This is a genomic window from Alcanivorax sp., from assembly GCF_040118815.1.
Lineage (GTDB): Bacteria > Pseudomonadota > Gammaproteobacteria > Pseudomonadales > Alcanivoracaceae > Alcanivorax.
Genome location: NZ_JBEDTC010000015.1, coordinates 743,563 through 764,965, shown reverse-complemented (window position 1 = coordinate 764,965; position 21,403 = coordinate 743,563). Strand labels below are relative to the sequence as shown.

Here is a 21,403-nt window from a genome sequence, read left to right as displayed (position 1 = left end):
TCTGCAAAACTCTACCAACTGCCCCTACTCTTTTCCCGATTACGTCGAGCTAAAATCGGCTCACTCCTGACCCGGATCACCCTCCCAGCGACGGCAACCACAGTGACAACTGCGGAAACAGAATCAGCACGAAAGTGGCGATCAGCAGCATGAAGATAAACGGCGGCGTGCCCCGAATCACATCCAGATAAGGACGGCGGAACACCGCGATGGCGGTGAAAATATCACAGCCAAATGGCGGTGTCGCGGAGCCAATGGCGGCCTGCAAGGTAACAATCACGCCCACGTGAATCGGATCCAAATTAGCGGATTCGATCAGCGGCTTAAAGATTGGCACCAAGATCAGGATCACCACAATGGGATCCACGAACATGCAGCCAATAAAGAAAGCCACGGCGATCAACGCCAGGGCAGCCACCTGATTCTGGCCAATGGCATCCATGGCCGGGCCAAGCAGTTTTTCAGGAATACCCGCCGTACCCAGGGTGTGGGAAAACGCCGCACCAATGGCCACCAGAATAAACACCACAGCGGTGATCATCCCGGAAGACAACGCCAGGCTACCCAGATCCTTCACGCTGACCTTGCGGAAAATCACCACTTCCAGCAGCAATGCATACGCCACCGCAATGGCCGATGCCTCCACCGCACTGAACAACCCGCCATAAATGCCACCGACCACCAGAATCGGGAAACCCAATGGCAATATAGCGCCTCGCATGGCCTTGAACCGCTCTCCCCAAGAGGCTCGCTCTTCTGGCTCAATGCCTTTGAGCCCGGCGCCAATCCAGCAATAAACCGAAAACATCAGCAACACCAACAGGCCGGGGATAATACCCGCCAGAAACAGGTCACCGATGGAGGCTTTCATCACCACGCCATAGACGATAAAGCCAATACTGGGAGGTATCAGTAGCGCGATATCACTGGCATTGATAATCAGCGCCAATGCAAAGCTGTCGGAATACCCCTTGGCCAGCAAGCGAGGGCGCATGGGCCCGCCCATGGCCACCACCGTGGCCTGGGTAGAACCCGACACCGCGCCAAACACCGCGCACGACATGGCAGTGGTAATGGGCAAACCGCCCCGCAGATGCCGAGTAAAGGCATCCACCACATCCAACAACCGATTGGCAGTATGGCCCTTGGTAAGAATGTCCGCCGCGAAGATAAACATGGGCACCGCCGCCAGCACCCAACTACCCACCCCATTGACCATCCAGGTGATCGCCTGGTCAGGGCCGAAGAAGGTTAGCCCGGTAAACATCATGAACAATGTCCCCACCGCCAGCGGCACCATCATGGGGTACCCCAACATGAGCAACACCAGCATGATCACAGCCAGAATGATTAACACAGCGACAACCCCCTCATTCAGCAGCACTCACAGCAAAAAACCGGCTACGCATCAGCGCTGGCCATCCTGATCATCCGCAGCCGCCGCTTCCAGCGGCACCGCTTCATAGCTTTCTTCTTCGTTAAACGACCGCCAGACACCCGGCGATACCGCATTGCGGGTAAAGGTCAGCAGGTACTGGATACCCGCCATACTGAACCCCGCCGGCAGAGACAGATAGACCAACCACATGGGCACCTGCAGTGACGCACTCACCCGGCCGCGCTCCTGAATATCAAACACGTACTGACCAGACTTCCAGGCAAAATAAAACATCAACACCGCCGTCCCCAGGCAGATCAGCATCTGCAGCCCCTTGCGGGCCTTGCCATTGAGCTGCTCATAGATGGCGGACATGCGGATGTGGCGAGCATGGCGAGCCGCGTAGCCCAGCCCCACGAAGGTCAGCACCACAATCAGCATTTTCACCACCTCGTAGGTGCCGGGAATGCCTTCATCAAACAGGGTCTGCCCAACCACATGGCCACTCATCAACAGGGCCATGGCCAGTATGCAGCCACCGATAATGACGCGCTCAATCACACCCAAGGTGCGGTCCAGCCAGGAAAGTGCGAGAAGGAAGGAATCAATCATCATGGCAACGCCTATAAACACGACGACGAAAAACAGGCCCCGGTTCCGGGAACTTGAGAAGTCCTTTGTGACACAAAACATGTGTGATTGTCGAAACCGCGCGCCTTCCTCCGAGGCGGGCCGTAAAGCCCCGTACAGCAAGGAATGCAGACTACAGAGCCGGTCACGACACCGTCACTCTCCGGCATTTATTTTGACATCTAAATGTTTTATCTCTAAGATAGCCTACCACTTATCGCAAGGGATTACTCGCCATTGCCCTGTTTTGATGGAGATTGAAGTCTTTACATCTCAAAGGTGATTGCAGACAACTATGTCTAATTTCGGTCACATTACTTTGTTATCAAGAGAATTTACGGCAATGGCCAGACACGAAGACGTGCTAATCGCATTACGACAAATTATTCGCGCCACGGACCTTTACTCACGAAAATTGAGTAAGGTTTCCGGCCTCACATCGCCCCAGCTTCTGATCATGCAGGCGATTGCGGCGCACGGTGAGATGACCATGGGGGACCTGGCCAACGAGGTATCGCTGAGCCAAGCCACCGTCACCACCATTCTCGATCGTCTGGAAAAGCGGGAGCTACTGGGCCGCAAGCGTGGCGAGCAGGATAAACGCCGTGTTTATGCCCACCTGACTTCCGCCGGCTTGGACATCATCGAGAAGGCCCCCACCCCGCTCCAGGACGAATTCATCGAACGCTTTGACCGCCTCGAAGATTGGGAGCAATCTTTAATCCTTAGCTCCCTGCAGCGGGTTGCAGCAATGATGAATGCCGGCGACATCGACGCCTCGCCGGTACTGGACCTGGGTGCCATTGATCGCGCGCAACCGGCAGTAGAAATGAACAGCCGCCGGGACGCTCACTCTTTCTCCAAAACGGACCATAAGTGAAACCATGTCAGCAGACGATGCGAAGAAAACGGACTCATCCACCGGCAAATCGGATGACATCACCTTCCGTAAACCCGAAAGCCAGGACGGCAGCCGGGTTCACAAACTGATCAGCGAGTGTAAGCCGTTGGACGAGAACTCCGTCTACTGCAACTTGCTGCAATGCACTCACTTTGCCGACACCTCCGTGGCAGCAGAGATGGACGGCGACCTGGTCGGCTTTATTTCCGGCTACATTCCGCCCAAGCAGCAAAATGTGCTGTTTGTCTGGCAGGTGGCAGTGCACGAAAAAGCCCGGGGCAAGGGTCTGGCCAAGCGCATGCTAGCCGAACTGATTGAGCGCGAAGAAAGCGCCGATGTTCAGTTTATCGAGACCACCATTACCCCGGACAACGAAGCCTCTTGGGGCATGTTCCGCAGCTTCGCCTACCAGCGCAGCATGCCTACGGAAGAATTTATTCTGTTCGATTCGCGCATTCACTTTGCCGGCGAACATAACGACGAATACCTGCTGCGTATCGGCCCGTTCAATCGCGACGACGCGTAAACGCAGCCCGAACCAGCAACCCTAATTCAAGCGAGGACCAGGAATCATGAGTACAGAAACCATGGATACAGACATTTTTGAAAGCCACGAATCGGAAGTCATGAGCTATGCACGTAGCTTTCCGGTGGTATTCGATCAGGCCAAAGGCAGCTACCTGTACGACGAAAACGGCAAGGAGTACATCGACTTCCTGGCCGGCGCAGGCACCCTGAACTACGGCCACAACAACCCGGTCCTGAAAGAAAAGCTGCTGGAATACATCCAGCGTGACGGCATTGTTCACGGCCTGGACATGCACACCGCCGCCAAGCGTGAATTCATGGACGCCTTCTATGAAGCCATCCTGAAGCCCCGCGATATGGACCACGTGATGCAGTTCACTGGCCCCACCGGCACCAACGCGGTAGAAGCGGCGCTGAAAATTGCCCGTAATATCAAAGGCCGCGAGAACATCATCAGCTTCACCAACGGTTTCCACGGCGTAAGCCTGGGCGCCTTGGCCGCCACCGGTAACAGCCACCACCGTGGCGTCGCTGGCGTTACCATGGGCGGTGTTACTCCCATGCCGTACGACGGCTACCTGGGCGATGCCTTCGACACCACCGAGTACCTGGACAAGGTGCTGGGCGACTCCTCCAGCGGCGTCGATCACCCGGCAGCGGTTATCGTTGAAACCGTGCAGGGCGAAGGCGGCATCAACGCAGCCAGCTTCGACTGGTTGCGCAACCTGGAAAAAGTGTGCCGCAAACACGACATGCTGCTGATTCTGGATGACATCCAGGCCGGCTGTGGCCGTACCGGTTCCTTCTTCAGCTTTGATGACATCGGCATCAGCCCTGACATCATCACCCTGTCCAAGTCTCTGAGCGGCTATGGCCTGCCTTTCGCCATGGTACTGATGAAGCCGGAACTGGATCTGTGGAAACCCGGTGAGCACAACGGCACCTTCCGTGGCCACAACCTGGCGTTCGTAACCGCTGCCGCCGCGCTGAACCACTTCTGGCGCGATGACAAATTCGCCAAAGAAATCCAGAAGAAAGCGGACATCATTACCGATCACTTCCGCGCCATCGCTGCCAGTTACGATGATCACTGGTTCTACCTAAACGGCCGCGGCATGATGCAGGGCCTGGTAGCCCGCGATGGCGAAGTCGCTGGCGAGATCACCAAGGCCTGCTTCAAGCGCCAGCTGGTCATCGAAACTTCCGGTGCCGATGACCAAGTGATCAAAACTCTGTGCCCGCTGACCATCAGCGAAGAAGATCTGGTACGCGCGCTTGAGATCGTCAAGGAAAGCGTGGACGAAGTGATGACCGACCGCATCAAGCGCGGCGAAGCACACGCCGTCTCCAGCATCACTGCCTAAACGGCTGTTTGCGCTCCCTCTCTTCCTTTTTCGGGAGAGTAAGGGAGCGCTATCTTCTCCCCCCCCGATTTTTTAGCTCAGGAGTTATCCATGATCGTTCGCACTCTGGCTGAAGCCGAGAAGTCTGACCGCTGTGTTAAAGCCGAAAACGGCAACTGGCAGTCTGTTCGCCTGTCTCTGAAAGAAGACAAGATGGGGCACTCATTCAACATCACCACCATCTTCAAAGGCACCAAGACCCATATCAAATACGCCAACCACTGGGAATCCGTGTACGTGATCTCCGGTAGCGGCAAGATCGAAACCCTGGCCGACGGCAAGGTGTACGATCTGACCCCAGGCACCATCTACCTGCTCGACGAGCACGATGAGCACAACCTGTATGGCGGCGAGAACGAAGACATGGTCGTGGCCTGTGCCTTCACTCCGCCTCTGAGCGGCAAAGAAGTGCACGATAAGGACGGCGTATACCCGGCGGATGTGGATTGATTCAAGAGACGCCTCATGCAGCACGCAACACGCTGCACGCTGCACGCCTAAAGAAAAAGGACGCTTCGGCGTCCTTTTTTATGCCGCTTCGCGGCCGCAACATCCACCATGCTTCAGGCCACACGCCAAACCCGCAATCAAAAGGAGCGCCGAAGCGCCCCTTGCTTTCCGTGTGGTATGCAGCGCTTCTTATTCAGAACGCATACTTGGCGGTGAACTGCACGCGCTTCAGGTTACCGTCATCGCCATTCTCGATTTCTCGATCGCCATAGATCAGTTCGCCACCAAGCGAGAGCGGTTTGGCCACCTGCCAGATCAGGTTGGCGTGGGCGCTTTGCACCCGCTTGCTGGTGGTAACCGCTACGGTGTCCGGGTTATCCGCTTCGCTCACCGAGACCGCAAAGTTAGAACGCCAGCGATCACTCCAATGATGACGCAGCGCCAGCACCCCGCTCCACTGATCAATCAACTCGATACTGCCATCAGCCTCAATCTGTCCTGACCGAAACGCATTGAGTGTGGTGTAGCGACCGAGCGCATTACCATAGTTCGCCTGGAAACGAATATCGTCCATGGCGCCCAGCATCATGCGGCCCGCCAACGATAGGCCGTAGCCATACTCGCTTTCATCCTGATCCACACCACCGATGGTATCCTGGTAGGCCAACTCACGCCCCATGGCTGAGAGACTGACATTGCCCCAGTCACCGGAAAAGTTATACCTCGCCACCAGATCGGGCATGGCATTGTCGTCATAGGGATTTTGCGCACCGCCGTAGAGTGTGGTCGAGGGGTTCTCAACCGCTAGCATCAGGCCACCACTGGTATAGCGAATCTGCGGCTGGCGTTCAAAAACCGTGCCTGCTGAACCGACAAAATCCAGTGTTTCCGGCAACGCGCTCACATTGAAAAAAGTAGACCAAGTCTGCCCGAACAACCACTTGTCCCACGTCAGAAAAGCATGACGGATGCGCGGCGCGTAACTGTTACTGATGCGCTCATTACCAATATCATTGGTCTGAAAATCAATTTCTATGTGTCCTCTCACCATCCCTGCAGAGGTCATGGTTTCACTCTTGAGCCAGAAACGGCTTTGCTTGGCGATAAAGTCCAACTCTTCCGAGCTTGTCTCTCCCCCAACGGGAATCGTGGACGGCACCATGAAATCCCGCCCAATGGAACCTGCTGCGAGGTCACCGTCACTGTATTTACTCATCATGGTATCGGCTTTGATAAAACCGCCGAAATCAATCTGGGTATTACCGCTTTTCACCCCATCCATGCGTTCTTCAAGCACAATAATGCGTTCCTCAAGCGTGGTATCTGCGCCGGCAATGCCTGCCTGCGCCAACACCAAGGCGCCGCATAGGTACGTGGCTTTTCTTGCTGTCATGGCCCTGTCCTCTTTTTGTCATCAACACGAAAGTGACTCCGATTGACAGCTTGCTGAGCGCACTTCGAACACACTATTAGCCATAGGTCGAAGGTGATTAAACGCCAGAGGCCCGACACAAAATGCCTGACAAGGAAAACGTGAGTGGCAACAAGGTTTCTGCCTACTCAATACCATGAGGGAAACGAAGATTGCATCGTGAACACAACACGCCCCGCCAACCTCTTCGCGATGCAAGCATCGCTTCCCACAGATACCAGATAAACCTGGAATCGAGCCTTGGCGGTTTGCCTTTTTACCTGAAGCGTGCCACCTGTTGCGTTATTAAGACCAAAGTCTAATTCAACCCCGCTCCCGGGTTTTGCACACTCTTGGCATTCATTTCTGCTCCACTTTTCTTGTGAGCACTTTTTCGAGTGAGGGAAGTCCCATGGAAACGGGCCTGCGCATGCCGGTTAAAGAGGCATTGAAAGACCGCTGCTGGATCGACGGCAATGACTACCATGCGCTGTATCAACATAGCCTGAGCGACAGCGTCGGCTTCTGGCGCCGCCAGGCACAACGCCTCGACTGGCACCACTTCCCTCAGCAGATTCGCGACACCAATTTCAGCCCCGACGACCTGCACATTCGCTGGTTTCATGACGGTGAGCTGAATGCCGCAGAAAACTGTATTGACCGCCACCTGGCCACCAACGGCGACGGCATTGCGCTACTGTGGGAGCCTGATTCGCCGGAGCAGGAGCGCCGGCAGATCACCTACCAGCAGTTACACCAGCAAGTCGGCAAGCTCGCCAACGCACTCAAACATCAAGGCATTGGCAAAGGCGATCGGGTAATGATTTACATGCCCATGATCCCCGAAGCGGTGTTCGCCATGCTTGCCTGCGCCCGTATTGGTGCCATTCATTCTGTCGTGTTCGCCGGCTTTTCACCGGACGCACTGGCGGGCCGCATCGCGGATTGCAGTGCCAAAATGGTGATCACCGCAGACGGCGGGCGTCGCGGTGGCAAGATCGTACCGTTGAAAGACAACGTGGATGCGGCACTGGAGCAGGCCGGTACGGATAGCGTCGACAAGGTGCTGGTGGTCAACCATGTGGGCTGTGACAGCCAATGGTTTGCGCAACGCGATTTGGATTTTCATGAGCAGCTGGCACGCAGTGACGGCGAATGCCCGGCAGAACCCATGAATGCAGAAGACCCGCTATTCATCCTCTATACGTCCGGCTCCACCGGCCAGCCAAAAGGCGTGCTGCACACCACCGGTGGCTACATGGTCTATGCCTCACTGACCCACCAGCTGGCCTTCGATTACCACCCGGGGCAGGTGTACTGGTGCACCGCCGATGTGGGCTGGATTACCGGCCACACCTATCTGGTCTATGGTCCACTGGCTAACGGCGCCACCTGTGTCATGTTCGAAGGAGTGCCCAACTACCCAGATGATCAACGTGTCGGCGACATTATTGACCGCTACAACATCGATATCCTTTATACCGCTCCCACCGCCATCCGTGCGCTGATGGCAGGCGGCGAGCATTGCTGTGCCAACAGCCGCCGCGACAGCCTGCGCATCCTGGCCACTGCCGGGGAGCCCATCAACCCGGCCGCCTGGCAATGGTTCCACGACCAACTCGGCAACAGCAAAGCCGCCGTGGTGGACACTTGGTGGCAGACAGAAACCGGCGGCATCATGATCTGCCCTCTGCCCGGCGCCATTGAAGCCAAACCCGGCGCCGCCACGCTGCCCTTCTTTGGTGTCCAGCCGGCATTGGTGGATAACGACGGTAACCTGTTGCACGGCACGGCGGAAGGCAACCTGGTCATCGCCGACAGCTGGCCCGGCCAGGCCCGCACCCTGTGGGGCGACCACGAACGGTTTGTTCAAACCTATTTCACCAGCTTCCCCGGTTATTACTGCACTGGCGACGGGGCCCGTCGTGACGCCGACGACGACTACTGGATTACCGGCCGCGTGGACGACGTGATCAATGTGTCCGGCCACCGCATGGGCACCGCCGAAGTGGAAAGCGCACTGGTCTCCCACCCCCAGGTATGTGAAGCCGCCGTGGTGGGCTACCCGCACGCGATCAAGGGGCAAGGCATTTATGTGTATGTGACACTGAACGACGGCGAACACACCAGTAACGCCCTGCACGACGAATTACGTCAATGGGTACGCCGGGAAATCGGCCCCATTGCCACCCCGGATCTGATTCACTTCACCCACGGGTTGCCCAAAACCCGGTCAGGCAAAATCATGCGCCGCATTCTGCGCAAGGTGGCCGCCAACGAACACGACAGCCTGGGCGACATTTCCACATTGGCTGACCCGGCAGTGGTCGCTAACCTGGTCGAAACCCGGCTCAACCGTTGATACAGACGCCGCTTGAAACCGCATACGCTGATGAAACATGGATGTTTTCTGTGTTTCCTTTCCATTTGCTGCCCTCCCCGGGCAGCATCTTTTTTTTATTTCCCTCTTTTTTTGGGCTCTTTGCATGCAACATGCTTAAATCAGAGTCATGACAACCATACTGATTGCCGATGATCACCCCCTGTTCCGTGCGGCCCTGATACAGGCCGTAGAGGCCAGCTTTGCCGGTGCCACCATCCATGAAGCCGACTCACTCGCCACCCTGGAAATGCTCGGCCAGCAAGCAATCCCCTTTGATGTCATTCTTCTGGATCTACACATGCCCGGCACCCACGGTTTTTCCGGTCTGGTGTATCTGCGTGAGCAATACCGGAAAGTGCCGGTGGTGGTGATTTCAGCCACGGAAGACGTGGATGTGATCCAGCGCGCCATTCATTTTGGCGCCGACGGCTTTATACCCAAATCGGCACCGGTGGACACCATGACCGATGCCATGCGCAAGATCATGGACGGCGAACGCTGGCTACCGGAAAAGGCCCGCCGGGCCATGCCGCCAACCCTGCCTGACCACTCCGCCATGAGTGAGCGCATCACCAGCCTCACCCCACAGCAATTTCGGGTAATGGGGATGCTGATGGAAGGAATGCAGAACAAGGTGATTGCTTACGAGCTGGACGTATCGGAAGCCACCGTCAAAGCCCACATGACCGCCATTTTTCGCAAGCTGGGTGTCCGCAATCGCACCCAGGCGGTACTGGCCCTCAAAGACCTCGCCATTGAGCCACCCGGGCTGGACTAACCCACACTGTGCAAAATGCTCGACCAGACGCCTGACGTAAAAACCACATAGCCTGACCGGCTGTCGCTATTGCTGCACCTTTTTGAAGAATGTCCAAGGCCGATATTCAGGGAATAATCGGGTGATTCGTTTTACGAAGAAAGCACAAAAGCCACGATTTGAGGTCTTGAATGCAAGCGCCCTTCGTCGGGCATCCGGCGTCCAGCGGTTGCCAGAGCGAAACAAAGAGACAACGTCTGAAATCGGCTCATCACTCAATTTCGCGATCAATCTTACAGAAGCCCTTCCAGCGTTCGTTGCAATATGGCTTCGGAAATCGGTTTTTGCAGAAAGCCTACACCTTGCTCTTCTGCTCTGGCGCGCACTTCCGGGCGTCGGTCTGCGGTCATCAGCACGGCGGGGATAACGTCGTCCCAGCAATGATCCAGCGCAGCAATCACGTCAAACCCGTCTTCATGGTCCAGCTGAAAGTCCACCAGCAACACATCCGGCACCCAGCTTTGTGCCGCTTTTTCCTGAGCTTCCTGCAGGCCGCTGGCAGCCACCACCTCGCAACCCAAAGTTTGCAGCGCAGCTACCAGACTCGCCAGTAATGCCGGATCATTGTCCACGCAAAAGACCCGTGTGCCCCGAACATCCCGCCGATCCCGCAAGGGTTCGTCCTGTAGCAATGGCGGCACGTCCCCTGCCGATAACGGCAACGTGACACTGAATACCGTGCCTTTGTCTGGCCAGGAACGCACAGTCAACGCATGCCCCAACAAACGGCAAATCCGGTCGGCGATGGCCAGCCCCAAACCCAGCCCTTTCACCTGACGATTATTGAGCTGAGGTAAACGCTGAAATTCACGAAAAATCTGCTCATGCTGATCATCCGGAATACCGGGCCCGGTATCCCACACATCAATGCGTACGGCATTGTGCAGCCGGCGCGCACCGAACAGGATGCGGCCGGAGTTCGTATACCTAACCGCATTGGACAGCAGGTTTTGCAGCACCCGGCGCAATAACACTTCGTCACTGTCCACCACCGCACTGCAAGGTACTTCTCGAAACGTCAGCCCCTGTGTCTTGGCCAGAGCAGAAAACTCCTGACCCAGCGTTGCCATCAACGACGACAAGCGCAAGGGATGAATATGCGTCGTCATGGTGCCGGTATCCAGCTTGCTGATTTCCAGCAACGCAGAAATAATTTGTTCGGCCGCTTGCAAGGAACTGTCGATATGCCCGAGCACCTGAACCTCATGGTCGAACCGGCCATCTTGCTGGTTTCGTAGCTGCTGTCGCAGCGATGAAGCAAACAGTTGCGCAGCATTCATGGGCTGCATCAGATCATGACCTGCGGCGGCCAGAAACCGGGTTTTCCCTTCATTGGCCTGCGCCAGCTTGGCATTCAGCTCCGACAGTTTCCGGGTACGCTCCGAGACCATCTGTTCCAAATTTTCATTAATCTGGCGTAATGCTTTCTCATCGTTTTTACGCTCAGTGATGTCCATGTAGGTGCTGACAAAGCCGCCCCCAACCATGGGGGTACCACGCACTTCCACCACAATGCCGTTGGGCAACTCCCGCTCAAACTGGTGCGCATAGCCTTCGCGCAGCAATTGCACTCGCCGGGCCACGTTTTCTTCCAGGTTCTCGCCGTCGTAATAGCCCCGCTCAGCGTTATACCGGTACACATCGGCAATGGAACGCCCCAAACGAATCAGCCCGTCCGGATAATCGAACAGTTTCACGTAGGCCTGATTCCAGGCCACCACCTGCATGTTCCTGTCCACCACACAGATGCCCTGGCTAATGGTTTCAATGGTGGTGCGCAATAGCTGATGATTGAACTGAATCAGCTCGGAGGCTTCATCCATCATTCGCACCACATCATCGTGACGGCCGTTCTGCTTGCGCAGCAACGAGCTCATCACAATACGTGCGGTTGAGGCCCCCATGGTGCCCGCCAGCAACCGCTCCACGTAGCGCACCAGGTGCAAGGGCGCAGGCAGCTCTAACTCTTCAGACACCCCTCGCCGGCGCATGTAATCAAAGAACAAGGGCTCAGCCCGTGGATGCCCCAGCCCGCGCTTGCAGACTTCCAGCAATTCGATGGTAGTAATGGAGGGATGGCCCATACCTTCGCGCCACCAGTCCGTGGGCATATCCACAAAACGAGCCGCCTGAGCTTCGTCCAAGGCATCATGGTTGGCACGGCGTGAGTAGTAGATAAAGGCCGCCAGGTTAACGGAAACCGACCAGAACACACCGTGGGTCAGAGGCTCCAGCCCCTCGATACCGAACATCGCATGGGGGCGCAATAACCCCAGGCCGAACAGGCCCTGCGTATTGAGCACATTCACCCACTCCATGGGCAAAATAACCGGCGCCAGCAGGCAGTAAAACCACACCACAAACCCCAGCGCCAGGCCGATAAACGCGCCCTGCTTATGGCCATTTCGCCAGTACAGCGCACCGATCAGTGAAGGCGCAAACTGAGCCACCGCTGCAAACGACAACAGGCCGATACTGGCAAGGCCATCGAACCGGTCAATCAGCGTATGAAATGCAAACGCCAACCCCAGCAGCACCAGGATGCTGGCCCGGCGAAGAAAGCGCAGTTGGGTGCTGAGATCGGACAGCTGATCCTTTTCATTAAGACGCGACTGCAACCACATCGGTAGCAGCACTTCATTGGTCAACATGATCGCCAACGCCATGGTGGAGACGATCACCATACCGGTGGCCGCTGCGATACCGCCGATAAACGACAACATCAGCATGCCATAGTTACCTTGAGCCATAGGCAACGACAGCATGTAGGTATCCGCATGACCAATCAGGTAGGGCTGGGTAAGCATCCCGGCAACCACGATAGGCAACACAAAAATGGCAAAAAGGGCCAAATACAAAGGAAACAACCAACGCGTAGTACGCAAATGACTGATGTCATTATTTTCCACCACTCCGGCATGAAACTGCCGGGGCAGGCAGAGAATGGCCACCATGGAAAGCAATAACGAAGTGACAAAACTTTGTGAAAACAGGGTCGGCTCGAAACTCTGCATCACGTCGCTGCGCTCACTCAGCTGCTGCCACAAATCCATAGGGCCATCGAAAATGGCATACAGGCAGTACAGCCCCAAAGCCACAAATGCGACAACCTTGATGAAAGATTCAAAACTCACCGCCAGCATCAAACCGGACTGGTGCTCGGTGGTATCAATATGCCGGGTACCGAACAACAAGGTAAAGATCGCCATCAAGGCGGCCACCACCAGCGCCGTATCCACCTGGCCGGGCGCAGAATCCTTGAGTACATAATCAAATGAGAGGGTAACGGCTTTTAACTGCAAGGCGATGTAGGGCAGCACCCCAACAATCGCCACCAACGTCACCAGTACCGCAAGGCGTCGGGATTTTCCGTAACGAGCGGCCAAGAAATCGGCAATGGAAGTAATGTGCTGCTGCTGGGCCACTGAAACCATCTTGTAGATCAAAGAGCCGCCCAGTAACACGGTAATGATGGGCCCCAGATAAATAGGTAGATAGTTCCAGCCGTTCTGGGCCGCTTCGCCCACCGCACCGTAAAAGGTCCAGGAGGTGCAATAAACGCCCAGCCCCAAGCTATACACCCAGGCATTGTGGAATGTTTTACGCCCCTTTCTGGCGGCTCGGTCGCCCCACCAGGCGATAACGAACAACACCAGCACATAGGCCAGCGCCAGCGCGCCCAATTGCCACAGTGAAAACACCGCCTCTCCCCGTTGGTTAAAGAAGCCCTTCGCAATCAGATGTCGTTTATCGTGTTTCCACCTGTTGCGTGGAGCGTGCTGCGTCTCCTATCGAGCTTATAGCAGCGCCTGGGCAAAGCGTAGCACCACCGCCACCAGCAACAGGGCAATACCGCCACGCTGCAGCTTGAATTCCACGGTATTAAGCGCCATGGCCCGGCGCCAGAACATCACCAGACCCTGACCATCGCCGGTGCGGCGCCAGTAGCGCAGATAGGCATATAACACCAGGCAGAGGCCCACGATCAGCGTTATTTTTTCCGCATAGAACATCAGCATGGCTTTCCTCTTTTCCTCAACCGAAGGTGGGTTTCTGCAACTGCAGGTACATCAACGCACTGGTGACCGCATCTCCTCGGGCGGTGTGCCGCCCCAGCACCGGCACTTGCAAGGCGCCGGCCATGGCATCAAAGCGCAGGTCCGGGGTCAGATCCGGCTGCCAGTAGCGCATTTTTTTCTGATACAGCGCGGATAATTCGATGGTGCCGTTGGGCAAATCAAAGCCCATCAACGGGCGCAGATAACGATTGATCATGGCCACATCGAAGGCCACACACCAGCCCACCAACGGGCGATTACCAATGAATGTCAGCAGCGAGTCCAGCGCATCGCGAACACTTTCACCGCCTTCCAGATCCACCGGTCGTAAGCGGTGAATCCGGATTGAGTCCTCATCCAGGCTGTCCGGGGGAGCCAGCTTTACATCCAGGCTCTGGCTGCTCAGCACCCGCCCGCCCTTCACCACCACTGCGGCAATAGACACCAGTTCGGCAGTGCGACAATCCAGGCCCGTGGTCTCACAATCAATCGCCACCACCTGATCCCCGTCGTAGGGAGCAAACAGATGCGCATAGGGTCCCTGCCCATGGCAATAGCGATCGCTGAACCGGCGCCATTGTGCCCTGGGCCACTGCGGCAACATGTTTTTCCACCACGACTCACTGTTCATGCTCAATATTCCAGATGGAAGCGGCGCGACAAACGTTGCTTGAAATCGCTGACCAGATGCAGCGCATCGCGCAACAGATCTCTCTCCAGCGAAGACAACTGTTGCACCACAATATGGTTGTTCTCCACCGTATCGTCTTCGCCGTGCAATTTAGCCAGTTGCCGGGCAAGCCGCAGCTCACTGAACAACTCCATGGCTTCGCCAAGGTCTTCGGCAAAACCGGGCTCCATGGCACCGGCGGCCACCAGCTTGTCCAACCGGGCCAGCGTAGAGGTTTCACGAATCCGGCACTGTAGCGCCATGGCTCGCACACCATGAATTAATGGGAACAGGGCACCCTTTTTGATATCGATACCATGCTGGGGCTTCTTCAGCGAGCCGAACAGATTCAGCGGCGTGGAGTACTGCAAGACCGGGCGGGCAAAATGCGCCATTAACAACTGATCATCACTGCAGCGGGAAAATAGGGTATCGCGTACCGCTTCCAATAACCCTGGATCACCGGCCACCGTGTGAGCATCGGTGAGAATAGTCAGATTCAACAAGCCTTTTCCACCCGGATCGCCGGCCCAGTCATGAACGCGCTGCTGCCATCGCGATACCGGGCCGGTCCACTGCGGGTTGGAGACCATCACATTGCCAGGACAGGGCGGATACCCCAGTGAAAACAGTGTGTGGGTAAAACGCTGCATGTCCCGTTCACTTCCTGACCACTGCTGGTGCTCACCTAGAATCAGACCATTATCCTGATCCGTTTTCAGTATCTGCTCACCGCGCCCTTCACTGCCCATGACTATCAGGCCAGCCCGCTGCTGATCGACGGGCACCACCATTTCATAAGCCTTGCTCATCAAGCGGCCATTAAGAGCGGCCAACAAGTCCATGGCGAACCGCATTTTCACCCCTTGGGCCATCAGGGTATCCACCAGATCTGGCAAACGAGCGCTGGCCAGTTGCAAGGCCTCAAGCGTGTCCGCTTTTTCAATTTCCAGCCCTACCACATAGGAGCGACTGGAAAAGAAGCTGAGCACATCGGTGAGCTCTACTACGCCCACAGCAACCCCCTTTTCCATGATCACTACCCGCGCCACCTTGTGTCGGGTCATCCGGGTCAAGGCGGCGAACAGGTAATCCCCTGGGCAGGCAGTGACCAGCTCGGTTTCCGCCACCTCAGCCAAGCAGGCATCCGGCGATTGATTGCCCATCACCAAAGCAGTCAGTAGATCGGTTTTGGTGACAATGGCGTAATGCTGCTTAAGGCCAATCAACACACTGTCCACACCGTGCTGTTTTAAGGCAGCCACGGCATCCCGCACAGTAGCCTGCGCCGGCATGATCAACGGATCACGCATGCATTCATCCACGCGTGCCAACATAAATCCGGCCAGGGTAACGCCCCCTTCTCGCCGCTCCGCTAACCGCTGATTTTTCTCCGCCAGGCGCTGACTGAAATAACGGCCAAATTCGGCCTCGCTTGCGCAAAGCTCACGAAACAGCCCTGCAGGAATCAGGTAACACAAAGTCTGCTGCTCGGCACGAAACCGGTAACGACTTTGTCCGTTCAGCACACTAATCGCTCCAAACAAATCACCGGCGGCATACACTCCCACCTGGCGGCGGCTGTCCGGCGCATTCATGTCCAACTCTGCCACACTGCCCTTGTGCACAAGAAAGACAGAGTCACTGGTACTCGCCGCATCGAGAATGATGTCATTTGGCTCGTAATAGGCCAGATCCGTTCCTTCCTGCAAACGGCGACGACCGGCTTCGCCAAGCTGGCTGAACGGGTATTGATTCAATTCCTGCTCAATCATGACAGAAGACCGGTTAGTTCAAAGTTGAAAGCTTAGAAGCGAGTGACTAACGAGGCAGGGGCAAACATTCTCTGCCTGCGCATTGGGTTTTCCATGAAGCGCGGAAAACAGGCCAACCAACAGACGCCTACCTATCCCTCGTTTAAACTTTCAACTTTAAACTCTCCTCTTTTGTTCCAGAAAGCACAAAGCCGGTGCGGAATGACGACTTCCGCACCGGCTTTTATCACCTCCCGTTTTTAGTGTGCGGAGGCTTCACCGGCACCTCGCGGAATACGAATATCTTCCACAATATGCTGGATATGCTCCGGAGGCGGCGCGGTGAATCGGGATACCGTGAAGGCCACCACGAAGTTAAGCACCATGCCCAAAGTACCGATACCTTCAGGGGACACGCCCAGCCACCAGTGTTCCGCGTTGTTCAGCTCTGGCGAGACGAACTTGAAGAACACAATGTAGCTGAAGGTAAAGATCAAGCCGACCAGCATGCCCGCAATGGCCCCTTCCTTATTCATGCGCTTGTAGAAAATGCCCATGAGGATCACTGGGAAGAAGCTGGCGGCGGCAAGACCGAAGGCAAAGGCCACCACTTGCGCTACAAATCCGGGCGGATTAATCCCGAAGTAACCAGCAATGACGATCGCCACCACGGCAGCCCCCCGAGCAGCCAACAGCTCCTGTTTCTCACTAATATCCGGCATCAGGGTCTTCTTCAACAAATCATGAGAGATGGCACTGGATATCACCAACAACAGCCCCGCTGCCGTGGACAATGCCGCAGCCACACCGCCGGCCGCCACCAACGCAATCACCCACCCAGGCAAGTTGCCGATTTCCGGGTTAGCCAGCACGATAATGTCGCGATCGATATACACTTCAGAGGAGTTATCCGTAGGGGCATTGGTCAATACACGCTCCCCGTAGCTGCCTTTGGTTTCTTCACGGCTGCCGGCATAGGTCGGCTTGCCTTCGAAGGGTGCTCCGGCGCGCATCTGCACAGCACCGTCACCATTCTTGTCCACCCAACCGATCAACCCGGAGTTTTCCCAGTTATAGAACCATTCCGGTAGTTCGGTGTATTGGGTTTCGTTCACGGTGTCGATCAGGTTGAGCCGAGCGAACGCGCCCACCGCCGGTGCAGAGGTGTACAGCAAGGCGATAAAAAACAACGCCCAACCAGCACTGATACGGGCATCTTTTACACGTGGCACGGTAAAGAAACGCACGATCACGTGGGGCAAACCGGCGGTACCGCACATTAGTGCCGCCGCGATAAAGAACACATCGATGGTGGATTTGGACCCTTCGGTATATTCCGTAAAACCAAGATCGGTCACCACCTGGTCCAGCTTGTGCAGCAAATAGACACCACTATCCCCCCCGGCAGCATCCAGAACCGTGCCGCCGAAACCAGTCTGCGGCAAAACGTGGCCGGTCATCATGATGGACAGAAAAACCGCCGGCACCAGGAAGGCAAAAATTAGCACGCAATACTGTGCGACCTGGGTATAAGTAATCCCTTTCATGCCACCAAGCACGGCATAGAAGAAAACGATAGCCATACCGATTACCACACCGGTATTCACATTCACTTCCAGAAAACGGGCGAACACGATACCGGTACCGCGCATCTGGCCGGCTACATAGGTAAAGGATACGAAGATCACGCAGACCACCGCCACCGTTCTTGCCACGTTGGAGTAGTAACGATCACCGATGAAATCCGGCACCGTAAACTTGCCGAACTTGCGCAGGTAGGGCGCCAACAACATGGCCAACAGCACATAGCCCCCGGTCCACCCCATCAGGTACACCGACGCATCGTAACCGGAATAGGCAATAATACCTGCCATGGAAATAAACGATGCCGCCGACATCCAATCGGCAGCGGTCGCGGCCCCGTTAGCGATCGGAGAAACCCCGCCACCGGCCACGTAAAAATCTTTGGTCGACCCGGCTCGTGACCAGATCGCAATCCCGATGTAGAGCGCAAACGAACCGCCTACAAAGAGATAAGTGAGTGTCTGAATATCCATAGGATGTCTCTCTTTATCTACTGTTTCAGCGATTAGTCTTCGTGGACGTCAAATTTTCGGTCCAGCTTATTCATGGAGTGCGCGTACTTGATAATCAGCACCAGGAACACATAAATGGCTCCTTGCTGCGCAAACCAGAAACCCAGCTTGAAACCGAAGAATTGAATTTGATTGAGTTCATCCACTAGCAATATGCCGCAGCCATAGGAGACAACGAACCAGATAGCAACGTAGGTAAAAATCAATCGCAGGTTAGCGGCCCAGTAGGCGCGGGCGTTTTCTTCTTTCATTACTTGTCCCTCTGCGTCATCAGGAAATCAGGCCACCCCTTTCCAGGCAGACAAGGGATAGGCTCGACACCCAGACTAGCCAAAGGGCCATGCCAGCACAGTATGACTTTAGTCGAAGCCGGGATCGGAGCCGGCGCGGCGGCGAATGGCAAGCACCCTGAGTTCGCGCAAAATACGAGCCTGCCGGAAAAACGCTCAGCCGGCCTGTGATATCACCGGTTTTCCGTTAAACTCGCGGGTCTGCTCGTTGAGCCCCATGGCTCACACAGGGAATTTTCGAGTCGAAAAAAACACTCATGGATAGATAATGAAAATAGCGCGATGGCTTTCGGCCGCGTTTTTGCTTGTCATTCTCGGCGGAGCCTTGCTCCTGACACTTTCTCCCGACCTGGCGCGCTGGCCTGTGGCGCCCACGCAATCAACTCCGGAGAAGGGCTCGGTCACGCTCACCTACTTGGGCACCAGCACCATCCTGATCAGTGACGGCACCACCCACTTGCTCACCGACGGCTATTTTTCCCGGGTGTCCATTCCCCAATTGCTGTTCACCCGGATTGCGCCAAACGCGCAGCGCATCGAGCACGCCCTGACGCAGGCCGACATCACCTCGCTGGACGCCCAACTGGTACTGCACTCACATTTCGATCACGCCATGGATGTGGCAGAAGTAGCAAAACGTACCGGGGCACAACTGCTGGGCTCCTCGTCCACTGCCATGGTGGGCAAGGGCGGCGGCCTGCCGGATTCCCGCATCACCACCATTGCCCCCCACCAGCCTTATTCGTTCGGACAATTTACCGTTCACTTCGTCCCGGCTGACCATGTCCCCCTGCCTCCGCCGGTGGAAGCCATGACCGGCAAGGGCGACATCGCCACGCCGGTTACGCCGCCCGCTCGGGTAGGCGCCTGGGAAGAAGGGCAAAGCTACGCCGTGGTGATTACCCATCCCGCCGGGTCACTATTGGTTCAGGGCAGCTCCGGAGCAGCCGCCGGAGAGCTGGATGACTACCGGGCAGACTATGCCCTGCTGGCCAGCGCCAGCCTGGGCAAACAGTCGGATCATTATCAGCAGACGTTTATGGAGGAAACCGCCAAAGCGGTAGGCGCACACACGGTGATACCGGTGCACTGGGATGATTTTTTCAGTGAACTGACACCTGACGTAAAGCCACTCCCCTGGGGGCTGGACAATATGCATAACTCGTTTCATGCACTGGCGGATCGACACGACGGCGACTTCCTTGTCCTGCCTCCGTTTCAGCCCTTTACGTTAACGCCCGGGGCACAAAATCCGTCAGGATCCGGGCAATAACCTCAGGCTCGGATTCGCGTTTCAGCTGCTCCAGTAATTGCGCCGCCTGCGGCCAGCGCCGGCGCAAATAACTCAACCACTGTTTTATGCGCCCGGCCAACTGAGCGTCGGTGCCGGTACCCGCCACATCCACCCAAAACTGTTGCAGAATCGGCAGTATCGAATCCCAGCCTGGCTCTCCGCCGTGACGTAACACGGAGACCAGTCGGGGGTTGGCCACGGCACCACGCCCGAGCATCAGATCATCGCAACCACTTTCCTGACGGGCGCGGGCCGCATCGTCCGCAGTCCAGATCTCGCCATTGGCAATCACCGGAATCGACACCACCTCACGGATGTGCCCGATGCGGTCCCAAAATGCCGGCGGCTTATACCCCTGGCGCTTGGTGCGCCCGTGCACCGTCAACCAGGCAGCGCCGGCGTCCACCACTGCCCGAGCGTTGTCCAGCGCCCGGGCATCATCTTCATTGCCCAGTCGCATTTTCACAGACACCGGCACATGGGGCGGCACAGCATCCCGCACCGCGGCCGTCACCGCGTGCACCACCTCCGGCTCATCAAGCAACACCGCTCCGCCACGATGGCGATTAACGGTTTTCGCCGGGCACCCAAAATTCAAGTCGATGGCAGGCGCGCCTAACTCCACCCCACGAACTGCATTTTCGGCCATGCAGGCAGGCTCGGACCCCAGCAACTGAAGGTGCACAGGCGTGCCCGCCCGGGTGCGAGCACCGAGCTTTAACTCGGGACACCAGCGATAAAACACCCTGGGCGGCAGCAGCAGCCCGCTGACACGAACAAACTCGCTGACACACCAGTCGTAGTCGCCCACATCCGTCAATGCCTGACGAACCCAAAAATCCGCCAGGCCCTCCATAGGGGCCAGAATCAATTTCATGGTGCGCATTCTAGGCTACTGCCGCGCCACAGAATACGAATAACTCTAAACAAAAATGCGCTCAACATTGCCCCCTCACACACCGGACCACAGCACAAACATTCAACTTTTCTTGCAAAACCGGTTTTCATTTGCCACGGTAAATAACAATTTGCGCAAGAATGGACGCTACACGGGGGGCATCCGCACGCCAAAAAAACGGCAGCAGGCAACCCTGACAACGTGAGGGAACGCAATGAGCAAAGCATCATTCGCGAGCGCCATCGACACGGCAGCACTGTGCTTTATCCTGCATGGTTAACGCTGCCAACGCCTTATCGGGAAGGCGCATGAGGGTACATCACCGAGAAACCCTGCCATCTTTTTTCTGGGCTGCCGGGTATTCTATCGTCACGTATCCACCGCTTTATGCGTGCGTTTTTCTTTCCTTTAGCGCACCGCGTGCTCTGCGTCTGCGCGGCCA

At 56.4% G+C, this 21,403-nt stretch carries 17 protein-coding genes; 7 read left to right on the top strand and 10 right to left on the bottom strand.

What is annotated here, in order from left to right; genetic code table 11:
- Window positions 1-76: 76 nt before the first annotated feature.
- The gene (locus ABNH18_RS12815) at window positions 77-1,357 is read right to left on the bottom strand and encodes a TRAP transporter large permease (protein WP_349383185.1); all 1,281 of its coding nucleotides are present in this window, start codon (window positions 1,355-1,357) and stop codon (window positions 77-79) included.
- Window positions 1,358-1,408: 51 nt separating this feature from the next.
- Window positions 1,409-1,993 carry a TRAP transporter small permease gene (locus ABNH18_RS12810; RefSeq protein ID WP_349383184.1) on the bottom strand — a complete coding sequence of 195 codons (585 nt, stop codon included), beginning with the start codon at window positions 1,991-1,993 and terminating at the stop codon, window positions 1,409-1,411.
- A gap of 358 nt (window positions 1,994-2,351) precedes the next feature.
- Here ABNH18_RS12810 and ABNH18_RS12805 point away from each other — a divergent pair, with 358 nt between their 5' ends.
- From ABNH18_RS12805 to ABNH18_RS12790, 4 genes are all read left to right on the top strand, one after another.
- On the top strand, window positions 2,352-2,888 hold the full coding sequence (locus ABNH18_RS12805) for a MarR family winged helix-turn-helix transcriptional regulator (protein WP_349383183.1): 537 nt from the start codon (window positions 2,352-2,354) through the stop codon (window positions 2,886-2,888).
- Window positions 2,889-2,892: 4 nt separating this feature from the next.
- Window positions 2,893-3,435, top strand: coding sequence for a diaminobutyrate acetyltransferase (gene ectA / locus ABNH18_RS12800; RefSeq protein ID WP_349383182.1), 543 nt, complete (start codon window positions 2,893-2,895; stop codon window positions 3,433-3,435).
- A gap of 61 nt (window positions 3,436-3,496) precedes the next feature.
- Complete coding sequence (gene ectB / locus ABNH18_RS12795) at window positions 3,497-4,801, top strand: diaminobutyrate--2-oxoglutarate transaminase (RefSeq protein WP_349383270.1); 1,305 nt, start codon at window positions 3,497-3,499, stop codon at window positions 4,799-4,801.
- Window positions 4,802-4,891: 90 nt separating this feature from the next.
- On the top strand, window positions 4,892-5,290 hold the full coding sequence (locus tag ABNH18_RS12790) for an ectoine synthase (RefSeq protein ID WP_349383181.1): 399 nt from the start codon (window positions 4,892-4,894) through the stop codon (window positions 5,288-5,290).
- Between the two features lie 193 nt (window positions 5,291-5,483).
- On the opposite strand, the gene ABNH18_RS12785 is transcribed toward ABNH18_RS12790, so the two are convergent.
- Window positions 5,484-6,683, bottom strand: a complete 1,200-nt coding sequence (locus tag ABNH18_RS12785) for a DcaP family trimeric outer membrane transporter (protein WP_349383180.1) — start codon at window positions 6,681-6,683, stop codon at window positions 5,484-5,486.
- 430 nt (window positions 6,684-7,113) lie between these two features.
- Here ABNH18_RS12785 and acs point away from each other — a divergent pair, with 430 nt between their 5' ends.
- Entirely contained in the window at window positions 7,114-9,063 is a 1,950-nt protein-coding gene (acs, locus tag ABNH18_RS12780) for an acetate--CoA ligase (protein WP_502876786.1), read from the top strand.
- 148 nt (window positions 9,064-9,211) lie between these two features.
- Window positions 9,212-9,862, top strand: coding sequence for a response regulator (locus ABNH18_RS12775; protein WP_349383179.1), 651 nt, complete (start codon window positions 9,212-9,214; stop codon window positions 9,860-9,862).
- A gap of 272 nt (window positions 9,863-10,134) precedes the next feature.
- Here ABNH18_RS12775 and ABNH18_RS12770 read toward each other — a convergent pair whose 3' ends face one another.
- The 6 genes from ABNH18_RS12770 to ABNH18_RS12745 form a co-directional block, all read right to left on the bottom strand.
- Window positions 10,135-13,602, bottom strand: a complete 3,468-nt coding sequence (locus tag ABNH18_RS12770) for a hybrid sensor histidine kinase/response regulator (protein ID WP_349383178.1) — start codon at window positions 13,600-13,602, stop codon at window positions 10,135-10,137.
- A gap of 96 nt (window positions 13,603-13,698) precedes the next feature.
- Window positions 13,699-13,920 (bottom strand): hypothetical protein, encoded by a 222-nt coding sequence (locus ABNH18_RS12765; protein WP_349383177.1) that lies wholly within the window; start codon window positions 13,918-13,920, stop codon window positions 13,699-13,701.
- 16 nt (window positions 13,921-13,936) lie between these two features.
- Complete coding sequence (locus tag ABNH18_RS12760) at window positions 13,937-14,590, bottom strand: 3'-5' exonuclease (RefSeq protein WP_349383176.1); 654 nt, start codon at window positions 14,588-14,590, stop codon at window positions 13,937-13,939.
- Window positions 14,591-14,592: 2 nt separating this feature from the next.
- The gene (locus ABNH18_RS12755; RefSeq protein ID WP_349383175.1) at window positions 14,593-16,404 is read right to left on the bottom strand and encodes a putative nucleotidyltransferase substrate binding domain-containing protein; all 1,812 of its coding nucleotides are present in this window, start codon (window positions 16,402-16,404) and stop codon (window positions 14,593-14,595) included.
- A gap of 239 nt (window positions 16,405-16,643) precedes the next feature.
- Window positions 16,644-18,440 carry a sodium:solute symporter family protein gene (locus ABNH18_RS12750; protein ID WP_349383174.1) on the bottom strand — a complete coding sequence of 599 codons (1,797 nt, stop codon included), beginning with the start codon at window positions 18,438-18,440 and terminating at the stop codon, window positions 16,644-16,646.
- 32 nt (window positions 18,441-18,472) lie between these two features.
- Window positions 18,473-18,730, bottom strand: coding sequence for a DUF4212 domain-containing protein (locus ABNH18_RS12745; RefSeq protein ID WP_007150358.1), 258 nt, complete (start codon window positions 18,728-18,730; stop codon window positions 18,473-18,475).
- Window positions 18,731-19,037: 307 nt separating this feature from the next.
- Between ABNH18_RS12745 and ABNH18_RS12740 the strand changes: the two genes are divergently transcribed.
- A complete protein-coding gene (locus ABNH18_RS12740) occupies window positions 19,038-20,042 on the top strand; it encodes an MBL fold metallo-hydrolase (RefSeq protein WP_349383173.1) in 1,005 nt (334 codons plus the stop codon).
- On the opposite strand, the gene ABNH18_RS12735 is transcribed toward ABNH18_RS12740, so the two are convergent.
- A complete protein-coding gene (locus ABNH18_RS12735; protein ID WP_349383172.1) occupies window positions 19,996-20,949 on the bottom strand; it encodes a tRNA dihydrouridine synthase in 954 nt (317 codons plus the stop codon). The genes ABNH18_RS12740 and ABNH18_RS12735 overlap by 47 nt on opposite strands.
- Window positions 20,950-21,403: the final 454 nt, after the last annotated feature.